Origin of the sequence: Chitinophaga flava (assembly GCF_003308995.1) — a bacterium.
GTDB lineage: Bacteria > Bacteroidota > Bacteroidia > Chitinophagales > Chitinophagaceae > Chitinophaga > Chitinophaga flava.
Genome location: NZ_QFFJ01000001.1, coordinates 2,503,389 through 2,523,096, shown reverse-complemented (window position 1 = coordinate 2,523,096; position 19,708 = coordinate 2,503,389). Strand labels below are relative to the sequence as shown.

General features: G+C 43.1%; 21 protein-coding genes. 13 read left to right on the top strand and 8 right to left on the bottom strand.

Annotated features, from left to right (window positions below; genetic code table 11):
• Positions 1–524: 524 nt before the first annotated feature.
• The 5 genes from DF182_RS10070 (at position 525) to DF182_RS10050 (ending at position 7,044) form a co-directional block, all read left to right on the top strand.
• Positions 525–2,249 (top strand): hypothetical protein, encoded by a 1,725-nt coding sequence (locus tag DF182_RS10070; protein WP_113615501.1) that lies wholly within the window; start codon positions 525–527, stop codon positions 2,247–2,249.
• 426 nt (positions 2,250–2,675) lie between these two features.
• Positions 2,676–3,824 carry a cytochrome c family protein gene (locus DF182_RS10065; protein ID WP_113615500.1) on the top strand — a complete coding sequence of 383 codons (1,149 nt, stop codon included), beginning with the start codon at positions 2,676–2,678 and terminating at the stop codon, positions 3,822–3,824.
• A 278-nt stretch (positions 3,825–4,102) separates the two neighbouring features.
• Positions 4,103–5,062, top strand: a complete 960-nt coding sequence (locus DF182_RS10060) for an NmrA/HSCARG family protein (RefSeq protein WP_113615499.1) — start codon at positions 4,103–4,105, stop codon at positions 5,060–5,062.
• A 143-nt stretch (positions 5,063–5,205) separates the two neighbouring features.
• A complete protein-coding gene (locus DF182_RS10055) occupies positions 5,206–6,060 on the top strand; it encodes an SDR family NAD(P)-dependent oxidoreductase (RefSeq protein WP_113615498.1) in 855 nt (284 codons plus the stop codon).
• A 60-nt stretch (positions 6,061–6,120) separates the two neighbouring features.
• Positions 6,121–7,044 carry a helix-turn-helix domain-containing protein gene (locus DF182_RS10050; protein WP_113615497.1) on the top strand — a complete coding sequence of 308 codons (924 nt, stop codon included), beginning with the start codon at positions 6,121–6,123 and terminating at the stop codon, positions 7,042–7,044.
• Between the two features lie 2 nt (positions 7,045–7,046).
• Here the strand turns inward: DF182_RS10050 and DF182_RS10045 are convergent, their stop codons facing one another.
• The 3 genes from DF182_RS10045 to DF182_RS10035 form a co-directional block, all read right to left on the bottom strand.
• Positions 7,047–7,529, bottom strand: coding sequence for a GNAT family N-acetyltransferase (locus DF182_RS10045; RefSeq protein ID WP_113615496.1), 483 nt, complete (start codon positions 7,527–7,529; stop codon positions 7,047–7,049).
• 232 nt (positions 7,530–7,761) lie between these two features.
• Positions 7,762–8,379: a hypothetical protein gene (locus tag DF182_RS10040; protein ID WP_113615495.1), complete on the bottom strand. Its 618-nt coding sequence runs from the start codon at positions 8,377–8,379 to the stop codon at positions 7,762–7,764.
• Positions 8,380–8,457: 78 nt separating this feature from the next.
• Positions 8,458–10,059, bottom strand: coding sequence for a hypothetical protein (locus DF182_RS10035; RefSeq protein WP_147243403.1), 1,602 nt, complete (start codon positions 10,057–10,059; stop codon positions 8,458–8,460).
• Between the two features lie 543 nt (positions 10,060–10,602).
• On the opposite strand from DF182_RS10035, the gene DF182_RS32115 reads away from it, so the two are divergent.
• From DF182_RS32115 to DF182_RS10025, 3 genes are all read left to right on the top strand, one after another.
• The gene (locus DF182_RS32115; protein WP_147243402.1) at positions 10,603–10,953 is read left to right on the top strand and encodes a hypothetical protein; all 351 of its coding nucleotides are present in this window, start codon (positions 10,603–10,605) and stop codon (positions 10,951–10,953) included.
• A gap of 160 nt (positions 10,954–11,113) precedes the next feature.
• Positions 11,114–11,644, top strand: a complete 531-nt coding sequence (locus tag DF182_RS10030; RefSeq protein ID WP_113615493.1) for an RNA polymerase sigma factor — start codon at positions 11,114–11,116, stop codon at positions 11,642–11,644.
• Between the two features lie 7 nt (positions 11,645–11,651).
• Positions 11,652–13,343: a hypothetical protein gene (locus DF182_RS10025; RefSeq protein WP_113615492.1), complete on the top strand. Its 1,692-nt coding sequence runs from the start codon at positions 11,652–11,654 to the stop codon at positions 13,341–13,343.
• Between the two features lie 47 nt (positions 13,344–13,390).
• On the opposite strand, the gene DF182_RS10020 is transcribed toward DF182_RS10025, so the two are convergent.
• Entirely contained in the window at positions 13,391–14,335 is a 945-nt protein-coding gene (locus DF182_RS10020) for an SDR family NAD(P)-dependent oxidoreductase (protein ID WP_113615491.1), read from the bottom strand.
• Between the two features lie 139 nt (positions 14,336–14,474).
• Between DF182_RS10020 and DF182_RS10015 the strand changes: the two genes are divergently transcribed.
• The 4 genes from DF182_RS10015 to DF182_RS10000 all read left to right on the top strand — a co-directional run bounded on the left by DF182_RS10015 (position 14,475) and on the right by DF182_RS10000 (position 17,110).
• Entirely contained in the window at positions 14,475–14,990 is a 516-nt protein-coding gene (locus tag DF182_RS10015; protein WP_147243401.1) for a hypothetical protein, read from the top strand.
• A 78-nt stretch (positions 14,991–15,068) separates the two neighbouring features.
• Positions 15,069–15,965, top strand: coding sequence for an NAD-dependent epimerase/dehydratase family protein (locus DF182_RS10010; protein WP_113615489.1), 897 nt, complete (start codon positions 15,069–15,071; stop codon positions 15,963–15,965).
• 60 nt (positions 15,966–16,025) lie between these two features.
• Positions 16,026–16,601, top strand: a complete 576-nt coding sequence (locus tag DF182_RS10005; RefSeq protein WP_113615488.1) for a Crp/Fnr family transcriptional regulator — start codon at positions 16,026–16,028, stop codon at positions 16,599–16,601.
• A 62-nt stretch (positions 16,602–16,663) separates the two neighbouring features.
• Positions 16,664–17,110, top strand: coding sequence for a carboxymuconolactone decarboxylase family protein (locus DF182_RS10000; RefSeq protein ID WP_113615487.1), 447 nt, complete (start codon positions 16,664–16,666; stop codon positions 17,108–17,110).
• Between the two features lie 13 nt (positions 17,111–17,123).
• Here DF182_RS10000 and DF182_RS09995 read toward each other — a convergent pair whose 3' ends face one another.
• Positions 17,124–17,618 (bottom strand): GNAT family N-acetyltransferase, encoded by a 495-nt coding sequence (locus DF182_RS09995; protein ID WP_113615486.1) that lies wholly within the window; start codon positions 17,616–17,618, stop codon positions 17,124–17,126.
• A gap of 193 nt (positions 17,619–17,811) precedes the next feature.
• Between DF182_RS09995 and DF182_RS09990 the strand changes: the two genes are divergently transcribed.
• The gene (locus tag DF182_RS09990; RefSeq protein WP_113615485.1) at positions 17,812–18,384 is read left to right on the top strand and encodes a TolB-like translocation protein; all 573 of its coding nucleotides are present in this window, start codon (positions 17,812–17,814) and stop codon (positions 18,382–18,384) included.
• Between the two features lie 59 nt (positions 18,385–18,443).
• Here the strand turns inward: DF182_RS09990 and DF182_RS09985 are convergent, their stop codons facing one another.
• The 3 genes from DF182_RS09985 to DF182_RS09975 all read right to left on the bottom strand — a co-directional run bounded on the left by DF182_RS09985 (position 18,444) and on the right by DF182_RS09975 (position 19,641).
• Positions 18,444–18,860 carry a BrxA/BrxB family bacilliredoxin gene (locus tag DF182_RS09985; protein WP_113615484.1) on the bottom strand — a complete coding sequence of 139 codons (417 nt, stop codon included), beginning with the start codon at positions 18,858–18,860 and terminating at the stop codon, positions 18,444–18,446.
• A 133-nt stretch (positions 18,861–18,993) separates the two neighbouring features.
• On the bottom strand, positions 18,994–19,194 hold the full coding sequence (locus DF182_RS09980) for a hypothetical protein (RefSeq protein ID WP_147243400.1): 201 nt from the start codon (positions 19,192–19,194) through the stop codon (positions 18,994–18,996).
• A gap of 69 nt (positions 19,195–19,263) precedes the next feature.
• Positions 19,264–19,641, bottom strand: coding sequence for a hypothetical protein (locus DF182_RS09975; RefSeq protein ID WP_113615482.1), 378 nt, complete (start codon positions 19,639–19,641; stop codon positions 19,264–19,266).
• Positions 19,642–19,708 lie beyond the last annotated feature (67 nt).

Here is a 19,708-nt window from a genome sequence, read left to right as displayed (position 1 = left end):
AGCAGTAGTAAAATAAAGGCCCAACTATTAAATAACATTATATAATAACATTTTGCGACGCAATATATAACTATTATTATATTACCAATAATTCAATATTTCTTTTGAAGGAAAAAAGGCAATCACTTGTGTATAACTTTGGGATGTGTCACAATTTTAATCATGTGCCATATTGATACTCAGCTTATTTTTTTTATTCCTGGTTGTGATAGTCGTTCATTATGGATTACAAATTCCGCCAAAGCCTTGAGATATTGTAGAAATGAGTTCGACAATTGTCCAGCTCGCCCCGACGGAAAGAAAAAGCCTTACAACTCAATGTTGTAAGGCTTTTTTCGTTTTAGGCATATTCTTAATATACTGAAATTACCCCTCCGTAAAAAATATTTTTCATAGTTGTTTAATCGGCTGATATCATACTTTTGTAACTACAAACGGGACCCCATTCATACCTCAAATAATCGAAAACCCTAGCGTACGCTGATTCCTCACACATTTTAAATAATCATTTAAAACTTAAACGAATGCAAAGCGTAGAAAAAGTAGCCCCAGCAAAAAGAGCCCCTTCTACTACCTCGGGGTTTCAATTCCGTACACCTGCAAACATCCAGGATTTTGCAGATGATCAGACAAAACAAAGCATGATGAATAGTTTATGGAGCAACAACCTTGACGGATTCACGCAACAGGGCATGTTGAATAATCCCTGGAATACAACCAACACGCCTCCAACAACAAATTATTACAACCCCATCGACAACAATCCACCAAGCAATGCTGCCAATATTCAATGGCTGGCTTTCCCTGGGAGACTGGAATATAATTTCCCCACTGCAACACAGGCCAAGTTGTATGAAATGGCTGATACCGGAATAATGCCCGGGCAAATATCGGATGACCCTTGTGGTACAGGTCAGAGTGTTGCCTATTTCCCTTATGGTCCGAGAGGTTGGCAGGATGAGTATTGTGAATGGGCTGTTACCCGGAATGCTGAGGGAAAAATTACGCGGATTGATTTCACCTGCGAAAACCCTGAATACTGGAACACCTTGTGGGAAGTGGACCCTAACAAGGTACTGGCGCTGTATCAGTCTATCCTGAATAAACCACAGATCACCCTGCAGGATCTATCTGTACCAGGTATAGTGAACCCTGTCACCAATCAGCCGGTATACAATCCATTGAACAAATGGAACAGCGGACCGGTATCCAGTGCCACTGCAGGCGGCGCTATACATCTGACCAGTACTCCCAACACCATACAAACAGAGATAGCCCTGGCCACCACATCCGGCGTCCAACGCTTCAACCCTCCTCCTCCGCCGCCTACTACAAATACGATGTGGCAATCGAGGGATTACAATAATTTAATTTGTGTAGGCCAATTTGGTCAGCGCTTCCGCAACAGCGATCCTAATATAGGAGGCACTGTAAATAATTTCGTTACTGGCGGAGCAATGGTGACCCTCGCAGACCCTCCGGGACTCTACATTCAAATGCCGGATTTCTCCGCCTACAAAACCCCTGATGGCACCGATGCGTCTACTTTCTGGACCATTAAACGAGGCAGCATGACGCTGACTTCGCAGGATGGAACATCATTACCGGGTAATTTTATTCTCCATGCCGTGTATGAAGTGCCGGCTAGTAAGGGTTATACCGTAAGCGATATTACTATTTCAAATGTGCCTATCAACTGGGGATCTCAGGTGGCATACACCTTCAAAATGCAAATTGTTGCCAGTGCTTATGCAGGTACCATTCCCAATGGATATGAACCGGTAGGCGATACCACTCCTGATAATACATTTGCACAACCGCTTCAACTCTTCTATCAGGATTATTTTGACACTTTGTATAACATCAGTGTCCCTAATCCGGTTAATCACCCCATTCCATTATTAAGTAACAGTACGTATGTCCCTTCTGTCATTAACGTTGGTACTGCATCTGCCAGCATGGTAGTGGTTGTGGCCACATGCACCGCGCAGGAGAACCAACCGGCCACCTATCCTTCGGTGACCTTTGATGATCCCAATATTAAGGCGACAGTAACTGCAGTAAAAGAGAACGTTTACTATGCTGTACCGGGTAATAGTCAACCCAGCACTAATACAGCGTTGTATATCACGGTCTCTGTTGGCGCCAATGCAGCCCCCGGGCAACATGGTGTTTATGTTACCAATGCCGGCCAGCAACGCCAGGCCGCTATGCCCGCGCTGTTAAAGGTATCATCCGCAACAGCATGATGCGAAACATCAACCCGTCAGATCGATAAAAGAGAGAGGCACATATAGGTTAATATGTGCCTCTTGAATTATAACCCCTACTTCATTTAAATCTTGCAAAAATGAACAGATCTGTTACCATCCTCATGATTTCCTGTTCGGTTTTATTTATCACGCAATTCATCACATCAGCTTTCAAACCGAAAAACAGGAATGACCAGTTGCCGCGGTCAACAAACACCTGCAACTGTTACGCTAGTTCTCCTCTTTACAATATTGTCATTAAATTCAACAACCAGGTGCCTGGAGACCTTCCGGCATTTAATAATCAATCCCAGGCGGATTGTTTTGCCTGGCAGGAATTCATTTCCATGAACTGGCCAGTCAACCCTTCGGGGTATTTTGGCCCCCCCCGGAGATATTACACCCGTAAGCTGGGAAACATATATGCCAATAGATGTGCTGTTTCAGCCGGGAGGCGTGCCGCCGTCATCATGGGGCACGCTTGTTTCGCCGCAATATGCCGCCAAGTTTAAAACACAAAGATTGCTGATGAATCCGGGTAAAACGAAATTGTTAACCTTCACCACCAAGTTTGCACTTGATACCACATTTGGCCTGGATCCCGATCAGGCAGCGCCTTTTGGCAAACCCAACTGGCTGGGCGCTCAAAATAACACCAATGTATGGTATGAGATCAAGCTGAATAAGGATTATTATGATTTTGTAATCAAGAACGGTTATTACAATGCCGTCACACAGCATGATTCGGCTAAAAACGGCGTCCCGCTTAATTTTCCGCAAGGCGTATATAACGGCGCAGTAGGCGCTATAGAAGTAAAAGCCGCATGGATGGAAGTGGACAGCATTAATTCACCTAAATGGCAGCGATATAAACTCTCCCAGGCAACTGTATTTGATTCCGCTACAGGGAAATTAAGGGAAACAACTGTTGCTTTGGTAGGTTTGCACATCCTGCATAAAACACAGAATCAACCGACCTGGGTATGGGCTACTTTTGAACAGGTAGATAATGTACCGGGCACCAACAATCAAGATCCCCCACCATACGGATATAATTTTAATAGCGCGAATTGTATTCCCCGCAAGGTAAACCTGAAAGGAGGAGGTACTGTAACAGTAGGCTGTACACCGAATACTTCGCCGCCCTATTACCTGTCGCAGGCAAAACCAGTACCTATACAGCTTACCAGGTTAAACCCGATTGATCCGACAGATGCCGTGCCTATCAATGATAGTATGCAAAACAATATCAGGAAATTTTATCCTCAATCGGTTTTTCAGTATTATGAACTGGTAGATGTTATCTGGTCGCAAACGTTGCAGCCAGACAAGACAACGCCCATTCAGGCTCCGTTTCCGCTAAATACATCCGCTATGCTGAGCGGCGCTCATATAGTGGCCAATACGATCCTTGAAAGTTATGTACAGAATACCAACACTTGCTATAGTTGTCATAAATACAGCACCATTGCATCTTATCCTGCCGACTCAGTGAACAATAATATCTTCGGCGATTTTAGTTTCGCGATATCTGCCGCTCAATACCCGCTATCAAAGGCGAAGAAAAAATGATAATTTCCTACAGGTATTTTGAATTAAAAAAAGAAAGCCTTACAACGAAAAGTTGAAGGCTTTCTTTTTTTTGATGCCTGTAATAAGTTGATACGGAAATTTTGCTGTAATGACACGCTGTGGCCGGTTTGGAGACTATAAAATACTCTTGTATGCTATTTCCATAATATATCGTTGCAATAGCTATCTAAATGGATAGTTATTGCAAAGCTACCATGCTATAAATAGCTTTGCAACTATAATTATTATAGTTAAATATTTCATTAAATATCAAAAGCATGATTGCTAATTCAAAAGAACAAGATAAACCGCTCATCACTATTACCGGTGTGCTGGGCAAACAGGGTCGCAGTGCCGCATACACGCTGTTGGAAAGCGGGCGTTATCGTGTAAGGGGCATCACCCGCCGCATTGATTCGCCGGAGGCGCTTAGTCTGGCAGCACAAGGAGTTGAACTGGTAAGTATACCACTTGATCTGGGATATAAAAATGAATTTGTGGAAGCATTCCGGGGTTCGGAAGGGGTGTTCATGATGACGCCCAGTATTAACCCGCCTGCAACCCACGAGTTCGAGTTAGGTAAACAGCTGGCTGATGCAGCAGTTGAAGCTGGAGTACAACATATTATCTTCAGCAGCCTGGAAAATGTAGATAAAATTACAGGTGGGGAACTGTCTGCGCCCCATTTTACAGACAAGGCTAAGGTAGAAGAATATATCCGCACGCTACCAGTCACCAGTTCATTTATTTACATGGCGTTCTTTTACACGAATCTGATTGAATTTTATACACCGGCTGTGGAAGGCGATACACTTGTATTTCCGATTTATTTACCCAAAGACTTCCGTGCGCCATTTGTTGATCCGCTTACGGCTACAGGCCCTGCCGTGTTGGAAATTTTGTCCAACCCAACTAAATATGCAGGGGAGTCGTTGCCGGTAATCGGTGATATCATTTCACCTCAGGAGATGGTCGATACTTTTATCCGGGTGACAGGTAAGAAAGCGGTATATAGTGCTGCATTTACAAGGGATGAGCTACTACAGCATTTTCCGGAATTTGGTTCCAATGAGGCTTTAGTGCAGGAGATTTTGGGGATGGTGGAATACGCAGTTAAATATGAATATTACGGAAAAGATCGTGACCTGTTTTGGAGTAGAAAAATGAACCCGAATACACTCAATTGGGAGCAATTTCTGCGCACCTCTGGTTGGATGGGCCAAAAACTTTCATATTGACAGCTACTGAACCGGAGAGAACGTTACGCCTTCTTCTAACGGACGTCTTTCTCATTTTGCCTACGAAAATCCTCAATTACACTACAAGTAACAATCGGTATCTGCTGACATTTGTTGTGTTGTTCATTTAAAGCATAAAAATCATGACACATCAAAATGATCATTCAGGAGGAAAGAAGGTTTGGTTTATTACCGGGGCCTCCCGTGGTTTTGGACGCGTTTGGGCCGATGCTGCGCTTACCCGCGGAGATAAGGTGGCCGCGACGGCGCGGACGTTAGCAAGTATCGCCGATCTCAAAGAAAAGTACGGTGCAAACGTGCTGACATTGGAGCTTGATGTAACCAGGCCGGACCAGGTAAAAGAGGTAGTGGCGCAAGCGCATGCTCACTTTGGAAGGCTGGATGTGGTACTCAACAATGCGGGCTATTCACTGGTCGGTATGATCGAGGAAGCCAGTGCTGATGATGTCCGTGCGCTCTTTGAGACGAACATCTTTGGTGCATTGGCGGTCATCCAGGCTGTCTTACCTTTGTTACGAAAACAAGGTGCGGGGCACATTCTTGGTGTATCAAGTACGCTTGGTCATACAACGTTGCCTGTGATTGGCTACTACTGTTCGTCAAAATGGGCATTCGAGGCTATTCATGAAAGTCTGGCGATGGAAGTTAAACCTTTCGGGATAAAAGTAACGATCATAGAACCCGGTGCATATGCTACCGAATTTGGAAGCAAGGAGTCTTTGAAATTTGCAGCTGGTCTTGATATTTACGCAGAGCATAAAACACAATTTGCAGAGAGACTGAAAAATACCGAAAAGGGCGATCCTGCTGCAACACCACAGGCACTTTTCCAGATTGTCGATAGCGGTAATCCGCCGCTGAGATTTAATCTCGGTAGCCACAATCTACCTTTGGTAAGGGCCGCTTATGCGGAACGGCTGGCAATCTGGGAAGAATGGGAGTCTGTCTCCAACTCCGCTCAGGGTAATTCAAAATAAGCATCTTTGATAACTGGTAATTAAAAACATTATCAGTTATCATTGTAATAATTTTACAATATGAAAAAGGAAGAGAACGTCCGGATTAAATTTGATTCAATTTCAGACGCACATCAAACCTTAGGCTTGCCTAAGCCTGTACATCCGTTGATAAGTCTGATCAATAGTGCTAATACTCAGGCCGGAGCAATGCTGCCAGCAGGCACTCATGTACTGAACTTTTATAAAGTATCGTACCGGCCAAGACTCAGCGGGAAATTAAAATATGGCCAGGGTTATTATGATTTTGATGAAGGTGGATTATTGTTCGCTGCCCACTACCTGGTTAGGGGCAGCAATAACGATAAAGAGGTTAGGGAATGCTCCCTGTATACTTTGCTGATCCATCCGGATTTTTTGTGGAATTATCCTTTGGCTAAAAAAATAAAAAAGTATGGCTTCTTTTCTTATTCGGCCAATGAAGCATTACATCTTTCAGAAAGTGAGAAAATAACGATCATTTCTATTTTCAGGATTATAGAAGAAGAGTTAAACAGCAGGATAGATGATTTTAGCCAGGATATCCTGATCTCCCAGATAGAGTTGTTATTGAATTATGCTGATCGTTTTTACAAGCGTCAATTCATTACCCGCAAAGCTGTAAGCAGCGACCTGTTACAAAAGCTGGAAGAAATTTTAGACGAATATTTCAACAATGAAAAATCATTAAGCCAGGGCATTCCGACCGTTCAATACCTTGCAGAAATGATGAATATAACACCGAGTTATCTAAGTGATATGCTGCGTTCCCTCACCGGGCAAAATGCACAGCAGCACATACATCATAAACTCATAGAAAAGGCGAAAGAAAAATTATCTACAACCAGCTTGTCAGTAAGTGAGGTTGCCTACGAATTGGGTTTTGAACACTCACAGTCGTTTAGTAAACTATTCAAAACAAAAACTAATCTTTCACCCCTCGAATTCAGGCGGTCTTTTAACTGATTTTAAATCAGTTTGTAAATAAACTCCTCTATTTCTGCTTGTCGTGCATTGGCGAAACCTTTGTCTGTACCGATTTTTACGAAATTACATTTCTCTAAAACTTTCTGTGAGCCGAAATTGTCAAATGCCACCCGTCCGAAAACAGGTCTCCTGTTTTCGCTTTTTAGAAACGCCTGAAGCGCTTTTGTCGCAATTCCTTTACCCCAGAACTTTTTGTCAATCCAATAGGTAACTTCTGCTTCACCTTCCATCTCAAATGCTGCAATACTTCCTGCAATACTGTTACCGACAATGATTGTCTGCATATTTATAGTCGGGTCATCCAGCAGTTTTGAATATTTCTGAAGATATGCTGTTTTATCTGTTGGATCTTTTGATGTGAAAGCAGCTAAATAGTTTGCTTCAGTGTCAAGCTGAAAGATAAAGAAGAACGCTAAATCAGTAGGTTCTGTCTTTCGCAATATGATTTCATTACCGTTCATCATTCATTATATTTCTCTTATTATAACACTATTTTTAGCAGAAAACAACTTTTAAAACTACTTATTAAGAAGCGTGACTATCGCCATATTGGCGGAGGTGTCCATCAGCATCGGCCCTTCGGATAGTGCGGAACGCTGATGAGTTATGAAGTCACTGAATTGAAATAACTGCTGTTGTAAGTTCACCGGCGTAAAGACAAAACTTCTGCGAAAGCAGCCGGTTTAATCTGAAAAATCACTCCGCTGATGTAACCGGCTCCAGCACTAACTGAAGTTTTTCTTCCAGTATTTTTTTCTCTTCCGTGGTCAGTCTGATAATCACGATATCTTGTCCGGCCCAGGTGTAGTCAGGACCGAGACATGCGTAATAGGGCTCCTTTGTTGCGGCGGCAATTTCAACAAGTACATCTCCCAGTATCATATCATCATACCAGTCATCCTGATAGGCTGGTGTAAAAGTCTTTTCCTGCCCGTTGATTTTGCAGTTAACGTTTATAGGGCCGCTGTTACTCTCCCATACTTCCCGGATATCAGTGATAAAATCTTCTTTTCCGGATATCCTGTTACATAACAGTAGAAGATCAGTATAGCTGTTGTTACCGGCGCATACGTCAGCTTCCATGTCCAGATAAAGCACTTTCTCTGTGTCCAGTGTAATAAGGCCATGGTCGGTGGTGGGAATTTCAGAAGTGGGTCCATTAAAGAGATCAAAATAAGCATCCTTTCTCTTTTTCAGTATTTCGTCCAGCAGGGCTTCATTACTAAGAGAAGCATAATCCCTGAAAAATCCCGCTTCCCTGAGAACAGTCAGATAGCCAAAAGGGCGTGAGGGTGTTGTAGTGTTTTCGTTCATAGCATAGTAAGATTATGTTTAACAGAGGCAAGATATCATCGTGCTACGCAATGTATCTACGTAAAAAAACAATTGTGCCTATAAACCGAGTAGGTTGCGGATAAATGGATAATTGGCAGCTATGTAAACCATAAATATGAGAATCATAAGGAATCCCATTAACCATTCCATAATAACCAAGATCAGCAGTGGGGTGGGAAAACTGAAATATGTTCCGTTGAATTTGTAACCCCAAAAGATGTGAAAACTTTTCCACAAACATTTTAGAAAATTTTTGATGTGATCTTTGGGGTCGTATGAACTCCTTTTTCGCTTTTTGCTCTTATTGGTACGCTCGTTTTTCTCTTCGTTTTCAGCGTCGATATATTCTATGAATGTTTTTCGGAAGAGAAAATAATAAGAAAAAGTGAAAAAGATAATGATTAAAAAGCAACACGTCAGAAAGTTTACTCCGCCCCTGTAGCCATTCCCTACTGCGAGTTCGAGAAAAATTATCCGGTATAATTCAAGTAGATTTTTTACACTTGGGTTATGGCAGAGGTAAACTATTTTAAAGCCCAGTTGCTCGTGCCGATACTTGTTCTCCAGCTCGTTAACCAGGTCCTGGTTACGGCTATACGTAAATTTAATGTCATCGATCACCTTATCGTAGAAACTATTGGCATTTTCCAGGAATGCTTTACTACGCATAGAGATAGCCGAATTCGTTTGGCAATACATAAAATTTAGTTCACCTATGGAAACGGGATTGATGTTAAAACCGGAGAGATTGAAATTTGATGGATTGAGAATGATATTCAGGCCGGATGAAAGATGAGTGTAGTAAAAGTTATTGTTGGTTTTCGACGAGTCTTTAATGATGGTATTAAAGAGCATTAAGGTATCGGAGAAAAAGGCGTCTTTTAAATCAATGTTATTCACATACTGGTTGTTGAAACTTGTCATATGTGAGAAATTGGCAGAATTAAAAGACATATTGCAGATGGGGAATTTCATGTTTGAAGCCGGTGCCAGATCAATCTCCGGAGCGTCTTCTGCCTGACTGTCATCGTATTTTAATCTTGACTGATCCCGGAAAAAGGTGGTAATGTAGGTTCTCCCTTTAAACGTTACTCCGGAAAAATCAAATGAGTAATATGGATTGTTGTTGTAAATGACAGCTTCGTTATAGAAGATACAGTTGGGGTTAGCTTTATAAGCTGGCTGCGTTCTTAAACCACTAAATGGATCGGAAAAAAAATTGCTGAAGACTTTTTCAGCCCAGGTGAATACCTTATTTCTGATCTGCGTTATCTGCTGATCATCGGCAAGTGGAAAATGGGTAATCTGAGAGATGTAATCATTGATAATTCTTGATTTTTTGTTAAACAATGTGTTGTCAAATATGACACCATTTGAAAATCTACCAAAAGTAAAATTGTTTAGGAAAGTAACATCATCATTAAAAATGACATTCCTGAAATATAGACTGGTGAAGGTACACTGCTTAAATGTTACAGGTTTTTGAAAAAGTATTTTTGGGTGATTGCGATTTGAAGTATGAGGTGATTTGTCCGGAAGTCCTTCACCGGGGAATTTTATGTATTGAATGTAAGAATTTTCAAAATGTAATTGATATGGGATAACCCAGTTGGGTCCTTGCTTTTGGGCAAGTGAATCCAGATAAAGGGTATCAATCATTGAAGCCGTTATAGGTATATTATTTTTTATCTGCCAGAATAATTGCCATTCGTTATTATTCTGCTTACTGTATTCAATCAGTAGTCTCGAAGGGGTTCGCTGGAATATTAAAGTATTACTGTCGATAAAATGCTGATCTGCTTCGTAGACGTTCATAAATATTTTGGATCTTCCATTAGAGAACCTGTAATAGTTAATATCATTATAAGGATCTATCCGGCCTATAATTGTTTTGTAATAGTCGTATTGAACAGGATTGCGCTGAGCATACATTGGTAAACCAGATATCAGTAGGATCAATGACAATAATGCGCACTTACAGAGTGGAGAAGGCATTTCTTTAAAAGAATTTTTTTGGGTGATGAATTTAATAAAAAATTAATCCTGTGGATAAGGGGCGTATGTTTTAAGAAAGAGGATAATTGTTAATCCTTGCAGGTAGTATTTTTATTCATGCTCAACTTATCAACAGTATAAAATTTTTTCATTTTACCCAACCTCTTTCGCAACTGCTCCCGTTTACTTTTATAAACGACTTTTCTTATGAGATATCTTCCTATTTATTTTTTAGCAGCATTGCTGGGTATTTGTTTTGTGATTGGTTGTAAAAAAGACATGAGCGAAATAACCCTTCAGGAAATGGCTGCACAGAAGGCGAAATTGAGTGCCGACTCAACGGGGCATCGCCATGATAGTACCAGGCTTGATTCTATACATCATCCCGGTGATACCATCAAACATCCGGATACTCCGTGGCATCCAATAGATTCACCAAGGCATCCGATTGATACACCGAGACATCCGATTGACACGCCCAGGCATCCGGTAGACAGTCCCAGACATCCGATAGATACATCATGGCATCCCCGCCCGGACACTTTACGGAGGAGATAACTGATGACGTGTATGCTATCCTGTTAGACAAAACAGTTTTCTGTTCTGCATTTGTAGACAGTACTGATAACAAGAGCTTTAGTTGCTATATGACTGTATAGTCTATAGCAACTTTTTCCATTCTGATAACCCACATTTGGTACTGTAACAGTATTGTCCTTTGGAAGATTTACAGCAATTGGTACGTGAGTGCCTGGCCAACGACAGACGTAGCCAGGAAAAACTATACCGGAAGTTCTACCCGGCACTATTCTTATTGTGCCGGAAATTCTTCAGCCAGCCTGAAGAAGCAGTGGAAGTACTGAACGATGGTATGCTGCAGGTATTTACACAACTGGAAAAATATGACGCCGCTAAAGGGGAATTCTTTAACTGGGTGTATACTGTTGTCAGAAATACGGCACTGGACAAAATACGCAGCCGTAAATGGCCATCACATAATGAAATAGATGAAGAAGTAGTGACGACGCAGAATAATACGCTGGACAAACTGGCCTGGGAAGATATCTATAAGCTGCTCGACGCATTACCTCCATCTACCAGAGCTGTGTGCACACTGTTTTATCTGGAAGGCTTTCCGGTGAAAGATATTGCCGAAATGCTTAAACAAAGCCCGGGAACAGTGAAATGGCACCTGAGTGAAACACGAAGCAAACTGAAACCGATATTGGAGCAACACTACCTTAAATGATACCTGAGTGAGTGAAAGTAACCTGCATAAGCACTTTTGGGACGAAGGAGAAGTCCCCATTTCCTTACCTTCCGCTGATGACAGCTGGAAGCTCATGGAGCAGCGCCTGAATGCAGTGATGCCCGTGACATCCCCTACCCATGGACATCCCGCTCCAAATTCAGCTGGCATCTTCGCCAAAATGCTGCCCTTCGTTAAATATGCAGTCGGTGCCCTGTTTATATCCAGTACTGTACTATACGTTGTACACCGGAATAACCTTCCTGCGCCGGTATTAGAGCCGGCAGACAATGCCATTACCATAAAAGACAGCACGACCCTTACTAAAGATTCCATGGCGGATCACGTAAGTATCCCCGTAGTTTCCAAACCAGATACAGCGCTGGCTGCTGACAAAACAACAGCTGCAGATCCAGAAAAAACGAAATCTTCCCTGCCGGATATCCCTGAAGAAGAACGGTCCTCTGTTACTACAGTAAGTACTAAGCAACGGACGGCTGCCGCTAACACATCAGGTATTTCCCCCATGTCAGGCGCTGCTCCCAATACAACAGCTCCGGCTGCCAATGACCCTGCATCTGCAGCTCCTGGTCATTCTGCCTCGAATGTGTCAGCAGGTAATAACAGCACCTCCTCATACCTTCCTGCAGCAGGAGGAAGATCTGCGAAAAGCTCAGCCACATATAAAACCGCAGCTCAGCATACTCCCGCTGATCCTGGTGACAAAGCCGGGCGCCATTCCGGTACAACGGTTTTGCATATACGTAGGCATATCACTCCATCCGGTAACAATGCCGGAGAATCAGAAAGAAACGACAATGATATAACGGCTACGAATACACTGTCATCTTCTGGCCTATCCCAGGAAGTCTCCGGGAATACTGCAGCATCAGATCTGGCAGCCGTTAACGGCTCCGAAGCATCCGCCATGCTAAAACCTGCGTTACCTGCCAGACTGAACCTGCAAGCCCTTCCGCTTTATCATCATAAAACAGAACACCCCTTAAAAGCCAGCCGGGAAACCATAGACCGCCTTGCCAGTAACCATTTGCCGCAGGTAAAGCAACATACGCCAGGATTCTGGCAGCTGCTGGGACAGTGGACCATCCCGGTGCCGGTGAACAGCCATCCGGGCTATTACAAAGGCCCCGATGGAAACAGCCAGCTGTACAGACTCTTAATTCCGGGTATCCGTATACAACGCACCTGGAATAATGCTGCCATCAGCCTGGACATGAATGCAATGGCTACCCAACTGTACAAGGATGCCCCTTATTACAGCGGGATAAGCCTGGCAGGACCTAACGATAAGATCACCCGTACACTGAGGCAAACCTTCGGCTATAGCGCATCACTGGCCTACCATCACCGTATAGTGGGTGATTTCTTCGGAAGCGCAGGCGTACAAGGATATTACGGACATACTGCCTCCATCTTTGAAACCAAAGAAGTCCGTGATACCATCAGTACCCGCACTAACAACAGCACTACCGCAGATAAAAGTAAAACCTGGAACAGCATCGGTCAGTTCCAGGGTAATATCACTGCTGAAGTATATTACGATCATCACAGATGGCAGGCTGCAGCCCGTACGGTAATTCCGGTATTACATACTGCAAAGGATTCGCTGGGAATGAATATGAAGCTGGTGATGCAATGGGAGTTATTACTCAGATGGAAGATCAACCGACGTAAATAATCATAGTAGTTTCCTGCGGAACTGCAGGGGTGTTTCCCCTGTCATTATTAAGGCCATCTGATACCGGTTACTTCTTCGCTGAACTTCCACAGGGTGGCGGCATTAAGCGGATCAAGGGCATGGTTGCGGATACCATAAAAGGCAGGGTCATCATCGGGCACGGGAACGGCTATATCACAATCTTCACAATAAACGCCACCCATGCCGTTTAGTTGAGAACTCAGGGCGCACCAAACAGAAGTAGCAGCTCCTTGCTGCGGCGTTTTAAGGTTATCCACCCGTGATGCCCAGACTTGTTGTTCTTCAGGTGTCACATGCCGGAAGATATCTGTCATGATAGCGCCGGGATGTACGGCAAATGCCCTGACGCCATGTTCCTGCCCTATGCGGTCCAGTTCAACGGCAAAAAGTACATTGGCTGTCTTGGATTGTCCATAGGCTTTCATGGTATCAAAGGGCTGCTTTTCAAAGTTTGGATCGTCTAATCGCAGGCCCATGTGCCGGTGTCCTATGGAAGACAGAGAGATGACCCGCGCACTGCCTGCATTTTTCAGTGCCGGCCATAGCCGCCCGGTCAGTTGAAAATGCCCCAGATGGTTCACACCAAACTGAAGCTCATAGCCACGCTGGTCTTTCATAAGTTGTGGCACCCGGAATAATCCGGCATTATTGAATAATAAATGCAGTTGGTTATGTTCTGCCAGAAAATGCGCTGCAAAGCTGTCTACAGAAGCTGGATCGGCCAGATCGAGCGGAAGAAAGGACACATTTTTCAGATGAGCAAGCCGGTTTGCTGCTTTGCCGGCATCCCTGGCGCCAACAACAACTGTTGCTCCTATAGCCGCCAACGTTATAACGGTTTCATAACCGATACCTGAATTGCCGCCGGTGACTAAAACGACTTTTCCCGTTAAATCATGACCAGCGGCTATTTCCTCCGCTGTACTGGAAGCATGAAATCCTGAATGAATGGGTTGTTGCACTGTTTTCATATGAGTTAGAAGTTAACACAGCAAAGTTAGATCAACCTGTTTTAATAAAGTTATGCGAATTAAATCAATGGCGATGCAGTGCAAAACTTATCCTGTAACATTCACCAATCTCTCATCGTTTGAATACAAAATCACACGTATGAAAAATGTTTACCTCTTTGTCCTAATGCTGACGGGCATTCTGTTTGTATCATGCAAAAAAGATAAGATTGCCTATGACAATGATTTTAAAAAGAGCTACGATGCCTGGATGAATTTTAAAGCATCCTCCAATAACACCTATCGGTATGGGGTTTCCTTTGCATCCTGGACTGGAAGCAGTTCTGTAACAGTTATTACTGTAAAGGAAGGTAAAGTTATCATGAGGTCTTATGTGGCTAAAGACAGAGATCCAGGCTCCAACCAGGTAGTTACAAAGGAAGAATGGACCGAAGACGAAAGTTCGATAGGTTCGCACGGCGCCGGTTTTTCTATGCTCACACTGGATGAAATCTATAAAAAGGCGAAAGACGAATGGCTGATCAAAAGAGATAATGCAAACAGCTATTTCGAAGCCCAGAACAATGGTATGATATCCCGTTGTGGATATGTGGAAAAGACTTGTGCAGATGATTGTTCTATTGGTGTTAACATAATATTTATTGAGAAGATATAACGTAATTTTTCCTGTCTGAAATTCGCAAGTTTCGGGTTTTTATTTTAAAAAGCTGTCGGGAGCTTTGCTTTCAAAAAGATGAAAGCGAAGCGTGTATTTATTCTGGGAACGACAGGATATATCGGTGGCTCACTGGCAGTTTATCTGTTGGAGAGAGGTTATCAGGTGAATAGTCTGGTGAGGAAACAGACAGACGTGGCATTAGTACAACAGTTGGGAGTACATGCAACTGCTGGAATACTGCTGGAAAATCCTGATTTGCCGGCTCTTTTTGAAACGGCAGATATTATCATTAATGTCTCCGATTCCGATGATCCCTTTATGGTGGCGGCTATCCTCGATGCACTCGAAGGAAGTGGAAAAACATTTATCCACACTTCCGGAGGCGGTATTCTTGGTGATAAGGCCGAAGGACAATATGCCGGCGAGGTAGTATATACAGACATCCCGGAAAACCCTTTGCTGGAGAGGGCCGGACGTGTAGCGATTGACAAGGCTGTACTGGCTGCTGCACAACGGGGCATACGCAGCATGGTGATCTGTCCTACGCTGGTATATGGTAAAGGGCTGGGTCTTAAAAAGGAAAGTGATCAGATACCTACCTTGATAAGAGAAGCAAAAAAAAGAAATAAGGCTGTGATGGTAGGTAAGGGCGTGACGCTTACTTCCAATGTGCATGTCATGGACCTGATCGCCTTGTACGAGCTGGCTTTGGAAAAAGGCACAGCAGGCTCTTTCTATTATGCGGAAAACGGGCAGACTTCTTTTTATGCTATTGCTGAAAGAATTAATCAGGTTTTAGGATTGGATGGGGAGATAACATCACTGTCCATCCAGGAGGCGATTCGGACCTGGGGGCCTGCCATGGCTCATTTTGGTATGGGTTCTAATATTCTTGCCAGTGCAGAAAAGGCACGTAAGGAGCTGGGATGGCAGCCTGTTCACAATAATCTTCTGGAAGAAATCGGGTTGTAAAATGTAATAGGGTTGTGATATTGCCTGATAGTAGATAATTTTGAAAGAAACTATCAGGTAATGTTTCATCCCTTTATTCAACATCTGAAAAATTATATCGCTGTCCAGGATACTGATGCAGACAGTATACTAAGTTTTACAGATACCATTGAATTAAAGAAAAAGCAAAATCTCTTTGCAGAAGGACAGCTTTGCAGGGCCAACTATTTTGTAGTGAAAGGTTGTCTGAGAATGTTTTTTATTGATGATAAGGGAACAGAGCAAACCACCCATTTTGCTATTGAGAACTGGTGGCTGACAGATCATATGTCTTTACTCAGTCGGCGGCCAACGGATTTTTGTTTGCAAGCAGTAGAAAAGAGTATCGTGCTTGCTATCAATAATGATGTGTATGAGGGCCTGATAAGGCAGTTTCCGGCCATTGAATCCTATTTCAGGATTATGCATCAACGGGCGCTGGCTGCTTCTCAATACAGGATCAAATATTTGCACGATTTTTCCAAGGAAGAGGCATATGAGCATTTCAGTAAGAATGAACCAGCTTTTGCACAGCGGATTCCTCAGTACCTGCTGGCATCTTATTTGGGCTTTACTCCTGAATATTTAAGTGAATTACGAAAGAAACGAAAATCTTAAACGGGTTTAAGATTTTCCGGAGTCCGGTGATATAGTTTTGTGATTAAATAAAAGATATCACTATGGAACAAAGAATGAATCTCGCTGCGGTGCAGCCTGCGGCTTATGAAGCACTGAGGGGCCTTGAAAAATATTTACATACTACCCAGTTGTCTGAGATAGAAAAAGGATTGATAAAGGTACGTGCTTCACAAATCAATCACTGTGCTTACTGTATCAATTTACATACAGTGGATGCAGTCCGTGATGGTGAAAATGCCCAAAGGCTTTTCCTGTTGGATGCATGGAAGGAAACCAATCTTTTTTCTGAAGAAGAAAAAATCATGTTGCAGCTCACCGAAGAAATTACGCTCATCCATCAGCATGGAGTGGCTGCAGATACGTACAACAAAGCCCTTACTATTTTAGGTGAAACGAAACTGGCGCAGGTGCTCATGGCAGTTATCGCCATCAATGCCTGGAACAGGCTGGCGATTACTGCTGAGATGGGCTTTTCCGTGAAGTTATAATATTAGCTGTTGGCTAAAACCGGCGCCGGTATAACAACAGCTTTTCCCCATTGAGAGATAGTGTGTCTCTGAATTTCAATCCCAGTTTTTCCAGTAGATGGATAGACCGTTCATTGCCGGGTACGGTGGTGGCCAGTATGTGGGTATGGGCGGGATCGTTTTTTACATCTTCCATCAGGGCGTATGCTGCTTCATAGGCATAGCCCATTCCGGCGTACAGTGGCAGGAAGGCAAAGCCGATATCATGATGAGGCAGATATGTTCGTTTGATCAGGGTGACGATACCAACCCGACACTGATCTTCCAGTCTTCTGACTACTTTGAAATCGGTGGCAGGGTTTTCCATTACACGGTCGATATAGCTGATGGCATCATCGAGTGTGTTGACGTGTCTGTCGCCGATAAACCGTTTCCAGGCATCGGTGTTGACTAAAGTATAGATGAAAGCAGCATCAGCAATGCTGATAGGTTGTATGATGAGTCGTTTGGTTCGCAGTATTTCCGTCATAGGATCGTTTTATTGAGCCTGTTGCTCTTACTACGAACTTACAATTTTTACAATCATGTTCCGGCAAGGGAAGAAAAACAAGTTATAGATAAGGAACATGAGAAGTTTGATGTAGAAAATGTGTATGTTTTATTTATAGTTTACTAATATTGTATGTATTACATTTTAATTAACTATAAATAAAACCTATATTATGAAAAGAATGTTATTAGGATCGTTTGTTTTAATCCTTTTTTCCACCGCTATTTTACTATTTCAGATCAGTTGTAAAAAATCTGCCGATGCTGAACCGGGAAGCAATACGGGTGGTAATGGAAGTAACGGTAGTAACGGTAGTGCATATACGCTTCCTCCTGCTACAGCCACAACCTTAGGCGGTGTGATCGTGGGTAATGGTCTGAGTGTAAGCCCGACAGGAGTCCTTTCTGTAAATGGTGCAGGTGGTGCTGCCACACAGCTTAACAAACTGGCGTTTATAAAGTATACACCCGAAACTGGTGAGGAAATATGGCTGGTGAACTACGATGGCACCGGACAAAAAAAGGTAAATATTACGCTGGGAGCCGACCAGAGCATCATTAACGATGTACGTTTATCACCGGATGGCAAAAAAGTATTCTTTGTAGTGGAAACGCTTTATCCTGCTACTCCTGGCCGTAGGAAGCATGATATCTACGGTTGTGATGTGGATGGCAGCAACTTGAAGAAAGTATATGATCTGCCGGCAGGTAATGGTCCTTCTATTGATCTGGGAGGAGCTTATTAATAACAATATTTTTTTTAGATAAAAGGCCGGTCACCTGATCCGGCCTTTTTTTATGGTATTTATACAAATTCTTCCATGATGTCCTTCAGGTCGTTGGCGAGTGACATTGCGTCACGGCCTTCTATTCTGTGTTTGGGGATGAACATGACCAGTTCCCGGTCTTTAAACATCGCAATGGATGGAGATGAAGGAGGAATATCAGAGATGTGTTGTCGAAAGCGGGCGGTAGCTTCCAGATCTTGTCCTGCGAATACAGTTAGAATACGATCTGGTTTTTTACTTCCATTTTCGATCATCAATCTAATAGCTGGACGGGCAGTTCCGGCAGCGCAACCACAAACGCTGTTGATAACCACCAGCGTAGTGCCATCCTGGTCCATGGCTTTGTCTACATCAGCTGCGGTTAGCAGTTCCTGTACACCTGCTTCGGTCAATTCTTCTTTAAAAGGTTTTATTAACAAAGGAGAGTAGGGCATAACATTACTTTTTTTAAGTTAAAAAATAGGGTGAATTCATAATGTAGTTTTTATAACAATCGAAAGACTCAAAAAGTTATAGGCAGAAATTGCCTGAAATAAAGCGTCCGGTATTTACCGGACGCTTTTATGATTAATTGAAAGCCTGAAAGTCAATTGTAGCAGGCTTGTTGGTGTTTTCTGTATCTGGTTTGACCACTACCTCTATGGGTGCATCTTCCCTTACTCTGGGCATGCTGATAGGCACGCCAGCAAACAAACACATACACATAGCAGCCATCATACAAAACAATATAATTCGCAATACCCGCAATACGGGTTTCATTTTTTTCATGGAGTGAAAAATTTAGATAATAAAATTACCGTTGCCGGAGAGGCAACATTTAATGAAGCATAACTGGTATCAGGAGATTAAAGGGAGTGCTTCTTCTGCAGTGGGCATTTTTACGGGAAGAGAAGGAGGAAAAGACTGGATATGCCTGCATTTTTCAGCAGCACTGCGCAGCAGGACGTGGATATGATTATCTGCAGCTGCCAGGGCCATGGTTACCGATAAGTGGTAGTTCGCCACAGCCGGATACAACAGCGATAAAGCCCTTTGATAACTGATCGTTTTGCCGCCCTTACAGGTACCGGTATATACCTGTTCGTCCTGTACGGCTGGTTTGTTGCAATACCCGTCATATGGCAGATAAAAGGCCGTGCTACATAACGCAAACAACACCATCAGCCAGAGCGGCGGATGTTTTTTTATATCAGCGATATGTGAACAGGGTATCATCGTTTAAAGGTAGTTATTTTATACTGAAGGGCCATAACAGCAAGGGCACCCATTTCAGGGTACCCTT